Origin of the sequence: Desulfosporosinus sp. I2, assembly GCF_000960765.1 — a bacterium.
In the GTDB taxonomy this organism is placed as follows: domain Bacteria; phylum Bacillota; class Desulfitobacteriia; order Desulfitobacteriales; family Desulfitobacteriaceae; genus Desulfosporosinus.
The window spans coordinates 50360-62885 of sequence record NZ_JYNH01000001.1 but is presented as its reverse complement, the minus strand read 5'-3'; the positions used below and the strand labels follow the sequence as shown (position 1 = coordinate 62885).

At 43.5% G+C, this 12526-nt stretch carries 12 protein-coding genes; 8 read left to right on the top strand and 4 right to left on the bottom strand.

Annotated features, from left to right (window positions below):
• Positions 1-112: 112 nt before the first annotated feature.
• The gene (locus tag UF75_RS00280) at positions 113-1465 is read right to left on the bottom strand and encodes an ammonia-forming cytochrome c nitrite reductase subunit c552 (RefSeq protein WP_045572596.1); all 1353 of its coding nucleotides are present in this window, start codon (positions 1463-1465) and stop codon (positions 113-115) included.
• 17 nt (positions 1466-1482) lie between these two features.
• Positions 1483-1968: a NapC/NirT family cytochrome c gene (locus UF75_RS00275; RefSeq protein WP_045572595.1), complete on the bottom strand. Its 486-nt coding sequence runs from the start codon at positions 1966-1968 to the stop codon at positions 1483-1485.
• 309 nt (positions 1969-2277) lie between these two features.
• Between UF75_RS00275 and UF75_RS00270 the strand changes: the two genes are divergently transcribed.
• The 7 genes from UF75_RS00270 to UF75_RS00240 all read left to right on the top strand — a co-directional run bounded on the left by UF75_RS00270 (position 2278) and on the right by UF75_RS00240 (position 10025).
• The gene (locus UF75_RS00270; protein ID WP_052692937.1) at positions 2278-4506 is read left to right on the top strand and encodes an LUD domain-containing protein; all 2229 of its coding nucleotides are present in this window, start codon (positions 2278-2280) and stop codon (positions 4504-4506) included.
• Positions 4488-5333 carry a lactate utilization protein gene (locus UF75_RS00265; protein WP_197079278.1) on the top strand — a complete coding sequence of 282 codons (846 nt, stop codon included), beginning with the start codon at positions 4488-4490 and terminating at the stop codon, positions 5331-5333. Before UF75_RS00270 ends, UF75_RS00265 begins: the two co-directional genes overlap by 19 nt.
• 203 nt (positions 5334-5536) lie before the next feature.
• Positions 5537-6700: an ABC transporter substrate-binding protein gene (locus UF75_RS00260; protein WP_052692936.1), complete on the top strand. Its 1164-nt coding sequence runs from the start codon at positions 5537-5539 to the stop codon at positions 6698-6700.
• Positions 6701-6724: 24 nt separating this feature from the next.
• On the top strand, positions 6725-7603 hold the full coding sequence (locus UF75_RS00255) for a branched-chain amino acid ABC transporter permease (protein ID WP_045572592.1): 879 nt from the start codon (positions 6725-6727) through the stop codon (positions 7601-7603).
• Complete coding sequence (locus tag UF75_RS00250; RefSeq protein WP_045572591.1) at positions 7604-8551, top strand: branched-chain amino acid ABC transporter permease; 948 nt, start codon at positions 7604-7606, stop codon at positions 8549-8551.
• On the top strand, positions 8548-9309 hold the full coding sequence (locus UF75_RS00245) for an ABC transporter ATP-binding protein (protein WP_045572590.1): 762 nt from the start codon (positions 8548-8550) through the stop codon (positions 9307-9309). Before UF75_RS00250 ends, UF75_RS00245 begins: the two co-directional genes overlap by 4 nt.
• Positions 9309-10025 (top strand): ABC transporter ATP-binding protein, encoded by a 717-nt coding sequence (locus tag UF75_RS00240; protein WP_045572589.1) that lies wholly within the window; start codon positions 9309-9311, stop codon positions 10023-10025. The genes UF75_RS00245 and UF75_RS00240 overlap by 1 nt, the downstream gene beginning before the upstream one ends.
• Positions 10026-10162: 137 nt before the next feature.
• On the opposite strand, the gene cax is transcribed toward UF75_RS00240, so the two are convergent.
• Entirely contained in the window at positions 10163-11197 is a 1035-nt protein-coding gene (gene cax / locus UF75_RS00235) for a calcium/proton exchanger (protein WP_045572673.1), read from the bottom strand.
• Positions 11198-11354: 157 nt separating this feature from the next.
• Between cax and UF75_RS00230 the strand changes: the two genes are divergently transcribed.
• Positions 11355-11876: a GNAT family N-acetyltransferase gene (locus tag UF75_RS00230; RefSeq protein ID WP_045572588.1), complete on the top strand. Its 522-nt coding sequence runs from the start codon at positions 11355-11357 to the stop codon at positions 11874-11876.
• Positions 11877-12098: 222 nt separating this feature from the next.
• Here UF75_RS00230 and UF75_RS00225 read toward each other — a convergent pair whose 3' ends face one another.
• Entirely contained in the window at positions 12099-12524 is a 426-nt protein-coding gene (locus UF75_RS00225) for a universal stress protein (protein WP_045572587.1), read from the bottom strand.
• Positions 12525-12526 lie beyond the last annotated feature (2 nt).

The following is a 12526-nucleotide window of genomic DNA, read 5'->3' as shown; positions in this document are numbered from 1 at the left end:
TGGAAGTCTCACGATTGGATTAGAAATAAAGAGCAAGTAGTCCATCTTTATTTAGACAACTACTTGCTCTTTAAAACCTTTTGAGCTGGAATTTGCGTAAAAGTTATTACTTTTACTGTTTCGGCGCTGTTTGAGGCCCGGCAGCATCAACTGAAGTTCCTGCTCCTGGAGTTTTCCCTGCTTCAGGACCAGACGCACCTCCAACTGCAGCACCTACTGCTAAATTCGCTTTGAGCTGGGCCTGCCGAGCCATATCAATCCCTTCTCCGAGTATTCTTAAGGCTTCTTTAGGGCTGTGCCAACCCATACTGTTTTCAGCGGAGATATAATCCCAACGCCATTGAGCTTTGCGATGTAAAGAACGTGCTTGGTTCATCATATCTGCTTTGGCGGCTGGGTTCTTGGCGGCAGTTGAGATGGCATCGATAGCCTCAGAGAGCGCAGTTTCTAATGAGACCTTAGTTTTAAACACCGTGTCCTGTGTGCCTATGACTTGATTCTTTAGGTATTCTTCGCTTTGTTTATGACAGGTTTGACAGGATTGAGAGATAGAATTAAGTGGACTTTGTAGGTGGTGTGAGGATATTTTAGTTTGACCTTGTTTTACATAGGGCATATGGCAATCAGCACAGGCCACCCCGTTAGCCGCGTGTACACCTGTAGAGAATAATTCGTAGTCAGGGTGTTGGGCTTTAAGCATAGGGGCCAGACTTTCTTTATGGTCCCAGTCTTTAAAACTAATCTCCTCATATAACTTTTCTGCATCATCCATTTTCAACCCATATTTCCAAGGAAAGGTGACCTTCTTATTATCTGGTTTAAAGTAATATTCGACATGGCATTGAGCACATACCATAGTTCTCATTTCTTGCCGACTGAATTTGTTGGGATCAATACCTCGTGTTTTTAGAGCATCAAGTAGCGGAATACTGGTAATCACAAGGGCCATTGTTTTAGAGTCATGACAGTTAGCACAGGCAATAGGATGTTTAATTTGATCTTTTAACTGTGCAAAAGGAGTTGACCAAAAAGAATCTCCCATTTTTTCGACAAGCGGCTTGACGTTAGGACTTTTACAATTCCAGCAGGAACTGATTGATTTCGGCCCAATACGTAGGGTCCTCGTTACATCTTCCAAAGCCCAAACATGGCCTCGTTCTTCGTTATAATCTTCAGAAAAGGGATAGCCTGCAAAAAGTTTTACTTGGGCAGGAGATTCTTTCAGATGTGATTCCGGAATTGAACCACCATATTTGGAATTTCCTTTGGTTTGTTCCTTTTGCTTAAGATAGCTAGCATAGTGATCCGGGTATACTTTTCCCCATACGGCCGGATCGAGTTCTCCCTCAGGTATAGTGGCAGTTGTGGATTGGGTGGGTGTTTTTTGGCTACATCCAAAAATTAGAAGTCCGCTCATAAATAGGATGAGACCGAGCAACAGGAAACTGCGCCAGTATTTTTGCATTCAATTTATACCTCCATTTAACGAATTGGTGTGTATACCGTTTGGGTGCTAAAAGTCTGAGGGCGTGTATCATGCGGTTCTCCGCGATGGCAATCGAAACATTGTTTTCCATCACTCGTGTTGATTCGTGCAACAACCGTTGAATGACATCGAATGCAGTTGCGTTGAAGAATTTTTTTACTCCATTCCTTCGTAAGGAGCACATCAGGTTGGGCAAAGGTGTTCTTATAATAATCTCTAGCACCCGAATATCCTTTGTAGATAATTTGCTCAAGAATATTATCATGGGGAATGTGACAATCTTTACACCCTACACCATTTGTCTCGCGGTGCACGCTATGAAAAGATGTTTCGTAGGGAGCTTTCATAATATGACAGGTAGTTCCGCAATAATGAGTGGTTGATGTCCGCTCGTATTGCATAAATAGAAAAACTGAACCAATAACTAGCAGTGGCAATCCAATGAGAAGCCACTTTTTTGTCCTTGAAGATAAATCCTTCATAAGAACCTCCTCCCTCTAATCACGTTTATTATGAAATTCTATTGATATTTTTATGTAAGAGTTAGGAAAATATTATTAGTGTGATACGTTTGATTATTTGTAGTTAGGACATTAGTGTGATCATGAAAAGAGCCCCAAGTGAACCTAGTATCGGCTGGAAGCATACGTTTCCAGCCTTATTTCTACGTAAAATGAAATTGTTTTATATAACAGGGAGGAATATTTGCGTATTTTGTAGAATTGTTAAGCTGTATTTAAAGTGTGGAGTGTTGAAAATATCATCGTGTTTATAAGCTAAGGAGGATTCATGTGGGAAGCAAACAACTTAAACAAAGAATAAGAGTAGGGCTTGATGATAAGGACTCCGAGAAAGGGAGAGAACGGGCTTTCGGGGTCATTCGCGGAGCCATGAAATCTATGGTTCCCCAATACCCGGAACTTTCGAATAGGCTTAGGCAAATAAAAACAACAGCTATCGACAATCTTGATGCCATGGAGGAGATGGCGGTTGCCAAACTCGAAGCAAATGGGTGTAAGGTTTATAAAGCCGCTAACCAGCAGGATGCAGTTAAATATATTGCTGGCATTGTGCGTCAGGGTCTGGTCGTCAAATCCAAATCCAACGCCGCTAAGGAGATTGATTTAGTTAAAGCTTTGATTGATCAGGGAACTCGGGTGGTAGAGACTGATTTAGGGGACCGGATCGTTCAACTTGCTGATAGTCATGCCAGTCATTCCCTAGCTCCGGCGATTCATATGTCTGTAGAAAAAGTAGCGGAGGTTTTCAGCAACGACCTTGGACAAGCTCTCCCTGCGGACGCTGAGGAGTTAGTAAAGGCAGCCAGGGTTTCGTTGCGTGACTACCTACTTACAGCGGATGTCGGTTTATCAGGAGCTAATGCTATTGCTGCGGAGACTGGTTCAATTATCGTTATGGAAAACGAAGGAAATATCCGGGCAGTCACTAGCCTACCCAAGATTCATATTGCTATAGCCGGAATTGAAAAGATTGTACCGACCCTCGAAGATGCTTTTACTGTAGTGCGAGCAGCATCAGTTTTTGGGGTTGGTCAAGATTTTGGTACTTATGCATCAGCTATTTCAGGGCCGAGCAAGGTTTTAGACTTCGATGGTGAGGGATTTATCGCTGGGCTGGGTCCGGAAGAAGTTTATGTCGTTTTGCTTGAATATGGCCGTAAGAAGGCGATAGAGGAAGGGTGCGAAGAAAGTCTATACTGTATTAATTGTGGTAGTTGTCTTAATTTCTGTCCGGTGTATCGGGAAATCGGGGATCGTTATGGAGATAAGTACTTAGGGGGCAGGGGAATTATCACTGCTGCAGTGCAGAAAGGACTAGGAGCTGCCGAAGAGAGTGGTCTTTCTCTTTGCTTAAACTGTCAAGCTTGTGTTGAAGCTTGTCCGTCCCATATCAATACTCCGGGTATGATCAATCTTTTACGCTCCAAACAAGTTAGTCAGGAAGGACTTTCACCGCTCTGGGGTACAGCGTTTAAGGCCTTAAGCCAGGAGAAAACACTTCATACAGTGACTAGTGTGGGCAGTAAACTGCAGTCTCTATTTTTTAACTCAGAAGAATACGGGCAAAAGCAGAGACTTCCCCTTGGCCTGACATATCGGCGCTTATTGCCACAATTAGCCAAGCAATCTTTCCAAGCTTCTTGGCCTGTGGTGGTGCGACCTGAAGACACGGCAAGACTCTTTTCCCAAGGAGATCAGGCTCGGGTGCTTATCAAAACTAAGTCACGCGAGTCTGCGCCTCAAAGAAGGGTAGCCTTTTTCACAGGGTGTTTGATTAATTACGCACAGACCTCCATAGGCGAAGCAGTTCTGGCAGTCCTTGGTCAACATGGGATCGAAGTTGAAATACCAAAGGATCAGGTTTGCTGTGGGCTGCCAATGTATCTGAACGGAGATTTATTGCATGCTAGGGAAGCGGCTGAGAGGAATATCGAAAGTTTTAACCCAGATAAGGTGGATGCAGTGATCGTGGCCTGTGCTACGTGTGGAAGCCATCTTAGGGAGATAATGCCAGGACTATTCCCGACTGGAGATGTCCGAGGTCAGAAGGCAGTGCTTCTAGCGGCTAAAGTCAAAGATATTTCCGTTTATCTTGCTGAGGCTGGTTTAAATCTAAAACTTGAGAATCAACACCCGCTTTCTGTGCACTCTGTCACTTATCACGAAGCGTGCCACTTAGGCCGGATCCAAGGGGTAAAAACGGAACCCCGTGATCTCTTGCAGGCTATTGAAGGTCTCGAACTGCGTGAAATGGCTGATGCGGATGGTTGCTGTGGTTTCGGGGGTACCTGTAGTTTCAAACAATATGAACTTAGTGAAAAGGTCCGTGTGCGCAAGCTTAAGTCCATTAAGGCAACGGAGGCTGAGGCAGTCGCGGCGGCCTGCCCCGGATGCTTAACGCATTTAAATGATGGGATTCTCCAGGAGGGTTTGTCACAAAAGACCTTTCATCCGATAGAATTATTAGCCTTAGCTTATGGTTGGAAAGGAAGGAAATAAAAATGGCTTTGGCGGATATTTTAGAAAAAATTGCCCTCAGAAGAGATGATTTATGGCGAAAAAACCCCGAGCTAAAGCACCAAGTTGAAGAAATGTTGGCTGCTCGGAAGGAAACCTTTCCAATTTTGCTTGAACAGGCTAAGGCAAATTTGACGGCCAAAGGGTGCTCTGTGTTTAGCGCTAACACTCCGGATGAGGCCTTAAAACACATTCTTTCTTTAACTGGGCAAGGTCCAGTTGTTCAGGCTTATAGCCCCTTGTTGACGGAGTTGGGCTTATCTGTAAAGCTACGTCAAGCCGGCGTGCAGGTTACGGAAACGCATTTTGCCGCTCTGGCCATCGACTTGTTGAATAAAGTGTCGGCTCATCCGGATTTTCCAGCGGGGAACCTATCCGAGCAAGAAACCTTAACATCACTGGCTACTTATGCTGGGGTTAGTGACAAAATGGAAAAAGCAGATATTCTTAAGGCGGTTCGAAAGCGGTTACGCCCGGAAATTGAGTCAGCCCCAGTTGGGATAAGTGGGGTTTCAGCAGTTATTGCTGAGCATGGCACTCTTGTATTGGGGGAGGATCAAGGGCATATTCGAGCCGTATCAAATTTGCCGCCTGTTCATATAGCACTCGTCAGTCCTCGCCAAATTGTCGCTTCTTTAGATGATGCAGTCCGCTATTTGAGATATCAGGCTATTGAATGCTTCGGGCGAGATATCCAAACCTATCTTTCCATGATTAGCGGACCCAGTCGGACGGCGGATATTGAATTTAAAATGGTTAATGGGGTCCACGGCCCTGGGGAGTTGCATGTAGTATTTATATCTGGATAAGCTCAACTAAACTTCAGATGGAGTTGAAACTCCACCTGAAGTAAGTTACCTATATCAGCCTAGTGAATTGATTCGTGAGAGAAATTTTTAGAGTTTTATTTTATTTAAAGGATTTTATAAAAAAATGTAGAATTTGTTGTATCTATTGTATAATACATTTTATTTTAGTCTCTTATTATTTATTAGAAAGGGTGTAATCAAAAATGAAATTATTTTCCGAGGGACATTTTCTAAAGGGGGTAGCGGTAATTGCCTTGAGTGGTATGCTTCTGTCGGTAGCAGGCTGCGGTAAGACTAGTTCACCGACTGCTACAGAGCCTGCAGCGAATCAGGAAGCAAAGATTGGAGTTATTTCTTTCTTGAGCGGTGGGGGCGCTGCTTATGGGGAGGCTATCAAACAAGGATTAGATATGGCTAAGGAAGAGCTTAACGCTAAGAATAAGATCAAGATTAATCTCTTGTACGAGGATTCACGCGGGGAGAAAACGGACGCGATTAATGCAGCTAACAAATTAGTTAATAAGGATAGTGTTGTAGGAATTATTGGACCTACTTTAAGCGGCGAGATGTTTGCTGTTGGCCCGATTGTTAACGGGGCCGGTGTTCCAATTATGGGTACCTCAACAACCGCTGAAGGAATTACAGATATTGGTGAATTTGTGTTCCGCAATGCTTTGCCGGAGTCTGTGGCCATACCGTCAGCAGTAAAAAAAGCGGTTGATAAATATAAGCTAAAAACGGTTGCCCTTATGTATTCAAACAACAATGACTTTGCTGTCTCTGGATATAAAACCTTTGAAAAGGCGGTTAAGGACAGCGGTTTACAAATTGTTGCCACTGAGACGTTCGCGGACAAGGATACAGACTTCTCAGCTCAGTTGACGAAAATTGCCTCTCTGAAACCGGATGCTGTCATGGTTTCTAGCCTTTACCAAGAAGCCGCGCTGGTCCTAAAGAAAGCACGGGAACTGGGGATTAAGGTTCCCTTTGTCGGTGGGAATGGATTTAATTCCCCTCAATTAATGAAGATCGCTGGAACTGCTGCAGAAGGTGCTCTTGTAGCTAGCCCTTGGTTTCCTGCTAAGGATGATGCGAATGTAAAGAAATTTGTCGAGGCTTATAAAGCAAAATATAATAAGGTCCCAGATCAATTTGCAGCACAGGCTTATGATGCTTTATACATCATGAGTGCAGCTTTAGATAAGTCAGGTTCTGCGACTGACCGAAAAAAATTAAGGGATAGTCTTGCTGGAATTAAGGACTTCCAAGGGGTAACTGGAAAATTTGCCTTTGACGCTCAACGTAATCCAGTCATGGAAGCTACTGTGCTACTGGTTAAGGATGGCCAGTTCACAGAGTTCAAATAAGCATTCGATTAGGAGTGAACAATATTGTTTTGGCAGCAGCTGGTCAACGGCCTGACGTTGGGAAGCACGTATTCCCTTATAGCTCTGGGCTATACCCTAATCATGGGAGTCTTAAATATTGTCAACATGGCACATGGTGAAATCTTCATGTTTGGGGCTTTCGTGGGTTTGTTATTAGTGACTCATCTAAAAGTTAATATCTTTGTAGCAATGCTTGGAGCTGCGTTGACCGGCGCTATCCTGGGGATCATCTTGGAAAGAGTGGCCTTGCGACCTTTACGGCGCAAGGCCGTTTCCCATTTAGCACCCTTGATAAGCACGATCGGAGTTTCAATTTTTCTTGAAAGTGTCGCTTTGAAATTATTTGGTCCGCAAAGTAGGGATTTCCCTTCTTCTTTTACAGCTGCTTTTGAGTTTGGACCGATGCGAATATCTCTAGTACAAATTTTTATTTTGGCAGTTTCATTTTCCTTAATGCTGGTGTTGCGCTTTTGGCTCGCCAAGACAAAGATCGGCAAGGCACTTCGAGCGACTGCTGAAAACATTGAGACGGCCAATTTGCTTGGAGTCAACACGAATAAGATCATTGTTCTTACTGTTTCACTTGCTTCAGCTTTAGGGTCCGTAGCTGGGGTTTTGGTGGGTTTATCGTTTAACGCTGTGGAACCGACGATGGGAATTACGATGGGGCTAAAAGGCCTTGCTGTTCTTATCCTGGGTGGTATGGGTAATATAACTGGGGCAATGTTAGGTGGGCTGATCTTGGGCATTGCCGAAGTTTTCAGTGTAGCTTATGGAAATTCTTCATATAGAGATGCGGTTGCTTTTGGGATGATTATCGTGATCCTTTTTATTCGTCCCCAAGGACTTTTTGGCAGCCGTGATCAGCAAGGAGGTAAATAAATGATAAATTCCTTGCTGAATCCTTATTATCTCCAAATCGGGATGTTTGTTTTGATTAATGCCATTCTCGGGATTAGCATTTACCTTACTTTAGCTACTGGGCAACTTTCGCTGGGTAACGCTGGCTTTATGAGTATTGGAGCCTACTCGTCTGCCTTGTTAACCATTAAGTTAGGTTTGCCCGTTTATCTAGCTATCCCTACAGGGGGGATGGCTTCAGTGCTGATTGCTCTCATTATCGGCTTTCCCGCTCTTAGACTCAATGGCTTGTACTTGGCAATTGCCACGCTGGGATTTGGCGAAGTGGTTAGGGTCATCTTTCTGAATTTAAAGATTACAAACGGAGCATTGGGGATATCAGGGATACCATCCTTAAATGTCCTAACTGGAAACGTTTTAAGCACTTTGGGTTTTGCCGACGGTTTCGCGGGCATAAGCCTGCAACAAATAAGCAATTGTGCTGTCTTGCTAATTCTTTTAGTGATCCTTGTACTATTGCTCTTTTTCACCCGTCGTTTAGGGTTCTCCCGAGTAGGAAGGGCGTTTGCAGCGATCAAGGCAGACGAGACGGCGGCGCAAGCAATGGGAATCAATACTACTTACTTTAAGATCTTAGCATTTATTTTAGGAGCTTTTATTGCTGGGGTTGCTGGTGGACTATCGGCTCATTTGACGTTCTACATCGGTCCCAAGGATTTTGATTATCATCGAACGGTCGAGATTCTTATTTTTGCAGTGTTTGGTGGGAGTAACTTAGTGTGGGGCCCTATTTTGGGTGCTTTGCTCCTTACTCTTCTGCCCGAATTTTTACGTGCAGCATCTGATTATCGGATGATGATCTATGGGGCTATTCTAGTTGCAATGATGGCCTTTAGGCCGCTTGGACTGATTTCTGAAGAGACGGTCCGCTTTTGGCGTACCAAGTTAGGAAGGAGGTCCTCAGAGTGATCTTAACTCTTGAGCACGTAAGCAAAGAATTTGGGGGTCTAGCGGCCTTGAATGATATAAGTTTTCAACTGAAAAAGGGAGAGATTCTAGGTATTATCGGGCCTAACGGCGCCGGCAAGACCACTCTTTTCAACTTGATTACTGGCATTTTTGCGCCAACTAAGGGGGAAATTCTTTTTAATGATCGTAGTCTATTAGCAATGAAGCCGTACCAGGTGACTAAACTTGGTTTAGCTAGAACGTTTCAGAATATTAAGCTCTTTGATCAGATGACGGCCTTGGAAAATGTGATGGTCGGGGCTCATTCCCAGACTAAGTCGGGCTTTTGGGCCGGTATTTTTCAGCCCACTGCCCAACGTAAGGAGGAAGCAAGGACTAGGAAACGAGCTCAAGAATTACTGGAATTGGTTGGAATTGAGGACAGTGCTAAAACCCCTGCCGGGGCTTTGGCTTATGGTAGACAGCGACGTTTAGAAATTGCCAGGGCCTTGGCCGCTGAGCCGGAAATTCTGCTTCTAGATGAACCGGCAGCCGGTATGAATGAAAACGAGACTGAGGATCTTGAAAGGCTGATTAAAACTATCAACCAAATGGGCAAGACTATCCTCCTCATTGAACATGACATGAATTTGGTGATGAATATTTGTCATCGTTTAGTCGTCATTAATTTTGGGGTTAAAATTGCAGAAGGAACACCCACTGAAGTTCAGGCGGATCCAGCTGTCATTGAAGCCTATTTGGGGAAGGAGGATGCCTAGTGCTTAAAATTGAAGGACTCGTTACTGGTTATGGTAGTATTAAAGCACTAAAAGGCATTGATCTCGAGGTTCCTGCTGGCTCAATTGTGTCTCTAATTGGAGCAAACGGGGCAGGTAAAACAACGGCTATGAAATCTTTGTCTGGGTTACTTAAGCCAGAATCCGGGCGGATTATTTATAAAGGAAAGCAGATCCAGGGATTGGCGCCGCATAAGATTGTCTCCCTTGGGATCTCCTTAGTACCTGAAGGACGAAATATCCTCAGTCAAATGACGATCTTGGAAAACCTGGAGATGGGTGCTTATCAAAGGAAGGATGGTCAGGTTGCGGCTGACCTGCGCTCGGTTTTTAATCGCTTTCCGGTGCTTGAGGAACGCAAAAACCAGCTTGGGGGGACCCTCTCTGGTGGACAACAGCAAATGTTAGCGATTGGCAGGGCTATGATGGCTAAACCGGATCTCCTATTGTTAGATGAACCTTCAATGGGGTTGGCTCCGATGGTTGTGGCTGATATTTTTAAAGTCATTAAAGAAATCAATCAGGAGGGTGCTACGGTTCTGCTTGTAGAACAAAACGTACGTCAGGCTTTGAAAATTGCCCATTACGCGTACGTTTTGGAAACAGGTAAGATTGTTTATAATGGTACAGCAGAGGAAGTGGCGGCTAATCCCAGAGTTAAAGAAGCTTATTTAGGGGGAAGTAAGACTACAGTTTAAGCGGTTTTTAGCACAAAGGGAACAAAGGGAAAGCCCTAGAAATTAGAAGAAAAAGAACTCCAGGCTTGAAGCATTAAGCTTCCAGCCTGGAGTTCTTTGAAAGTAGGAATTTGCTTTTTTGAGGTGAAAAGGAAAGTTCAAACAAAAAGAAAGGCTAAGGCCATAATGGAATAGGCTGCTAAAAGCTGGGCGCCTTCTAGCCAATTGGAGCGACCGTCCATACTAATAATCGCGGTGATGACGGTTGCCATGATGATGACAATCAGTTCATAACTGGTAAATAAGAAGTCAAGGGGTTGGCCCATAGAGTATCCGATAAAGACCAGTAAGGGTGCGACAAAAAGCGCAATTTGAGTGCTTGAGCCAATGGCGATTTCTAAGCTAATGTCCATTTTGTTCTTCAGGGCCATAATAACGCTGGTGGAATGCTCAGCGGCATTGCCGATGATCGGAATAACGATGACTCCAATAAATAGTTCGCTGATACCTAGGGTTTTAACGACAGGTTCGATGCCTGCAACCAGAAATTCACTTTCGATAACGACAAAGAACGTAGCTATTAGTAAAATGGTAAAAGACTTAAGTTTTGACCATTTGGGTTTGTCTGAACTTTCCTGACTTGGACGAAAGACATCCTTATGGGTATGTAGAGAAAAGATTAAACTGAGCAAATAAACGAGCATCAGTATTGCTGCTACTCCCAGGCTGAGTGGTTCAGCTGCGGGATTAGAGTGGGTGTTAAGAAAGACGGCAGGTATGATTAACCCTGTTACAGCCATAAGGAGCATAGAGGTATGCATTACAGCCACCGCTCGGTTGAATTTCTGAGTTTTATACTTAAATCCACCAAGGAGCATGCTAAGTCCTAACACTAAGAGAAGATTACCAATAATAGACCCTGTTATGGATGCTTTAACCACCTCTAGCAGGCCTGCTTTAAGCGCAAAGATAGTGATGATAAGTTCTGCCGCATTACCAAAGGTGGCATTGAGCAAGCCCCCAACTCTTGGGCCAACGTAGATTGCGATTTCTTCCGTGGCTTTCCCCATATAGCCTGAAAGAGGGATAATGCTTAAACAGGCAGTAAGAAAAATCAAAACGGGCGAGTTATCAGAAAGATGTAGGAAAATACTAAGAGGAATTGCCAATAGTAACGAATTAAGATATTTCACCAAAAATAGACCTCCTTCTTCTCTGAGCTACTATATCATTAAAATTGATTTAAAGAAATGTGTCAATTAAATTGGGCATAAATCTTTGGGGCTATGCGATTGTACTCGCAGTTCATATCTGAGAACATTATGATTACCTATTTGAAAGGAGAAAGAGATGGAAAAATTATGGGATACAGGTTTGGCTGATTTTAAATTGAGGTTTGCTGAAGTAACAGATGTTTCCCTGATCTTGAACTTTATTAGAGAATTGGCTGAGTATGAAAACATGTTGCCTGACGTTGTGGCGACCGAAGAGGTTCTTCGAGAGTCATTATTTGAACAAAAAATTGCGGAAGTTATTATTGGCGAATATAAAAATGCTCCGATAGGATTTGCTTTGTTTTTTCATAACTTTTCAACGTTCCTAGGGAAAACGGGCATCTATTTGGAAGATTTATACGTAAAACCAGAAATGAGAGGAAAAGGGATAGGCAAGATTTTTCTGACATTTCTAGCACAGTTAGCAATTGAAAGAAAGTGTGGTAGATTGGAATGGTGGTGTTTAGACTGGAATGAACCCTCAATTAAGTTCTATAAACAAATGGGGGCTATTCCAATGGATGATTGGACGGTATATAGAGTATCTGACGAGGCTCTTTATAATTTGGCTAGTAAGCTTCCAATCAAGAAGCGGTAAAAGGAAAATAGGCTTAAGATTAATCCCGGAAAGTGAGGTAGGGGAAAAGGCTGGAAGCTTTTAGCTTCCAGCCTTTTGTTGTACTAGTCAGAAAGTATAACTTCGTTGTATACTTTTTGGAAGCATAAGGGCAACTAAGGCGGCCGCCTGCGCCAAGGCTTAGCGCCAGCCAAGTTTTCTTTAACGTGAATTAAGAAAATAGTATAAAGGTATGGAGCGTTGTTATTTCACAATAAGTACTGGACTTTGGGAATGGGCCAGTACGCGTTGAGTAACACTTCCTACGATTGCTCCGGAAATAACTCCATGGCCAACAGTCCCCATGATAACTAAGTCAAATTCCCTTCTAATCTCTTCTAAGATGCTGTTTGCAGCGTTGCCAGATACATGTTTCTTTGATAAAGATACGTCTCCAACCTCCATGCCCTTAAGAGTAAATTCTAACGCTAATTCGCCGTTTTTATCGATTTGGTCTTGGTCAATGAGAATACTATAACCCCCATCGAATCCATAGTAGGCTTCCTGGGTTGGGGTAACGTGGAAAAGCTCTATTTCCGAATTGAATTTCTCAGCAAGTTCCAAGGCAACTTTGAGGGCGTGACGTGATGATTCGGAGCCATCTGTGGGTACCAAAATCCTTTTAAACATAA

What these genes read in the sequence shown, in the direction of transcription:
- UF75_RS00280 (WP_045572596.1), bottom strand. Translation starts at nt 1,465, where the DNA reads ATGCAAAAATACTGGCGCAGTTTCCTGTTGCTCGGTCTCATCCTATTT.
- UF75_RS00275 (WP_045572595.1), bottom strand. Translation starts at nt 1,968, where the DNA reads ATGAAGGATTTATCTTCAAGGACAAAAAAGTGGCTTCTCATTGGATTG.
- UF75_RS00260 (WP_052692936.1), top strand. Translation starts at nt 5,537, where the DNA reads ATGAAATTATTTTCCGAGGGACATTTTCTAAAGGGGGTAGCGGTAATT.
- UF75_RS00250 (WP_045572591.1), top strand. Translation starts at nt 7,604, where the DNA reads ATGATAAATTCCTTGCTGAATCCTTATTATCTCCAAATCGGGATGTTT.
- UF75_RS00230 (WP_045572588.1), top strand. Translation starts at nt 11,355, where the DNA reads ATGGAAAAATTATGGGATACAGGTTTGGCTGATTTTAAATTGAGGTTT.
- UF75_RS00225 (WP_045572587.1), bottom strand. Translation starts at nt 12,524, where the DNA reads ATGTTTAAAAGGATTTTGGTACCCACAGATGGCTCCGAATCATCACGT.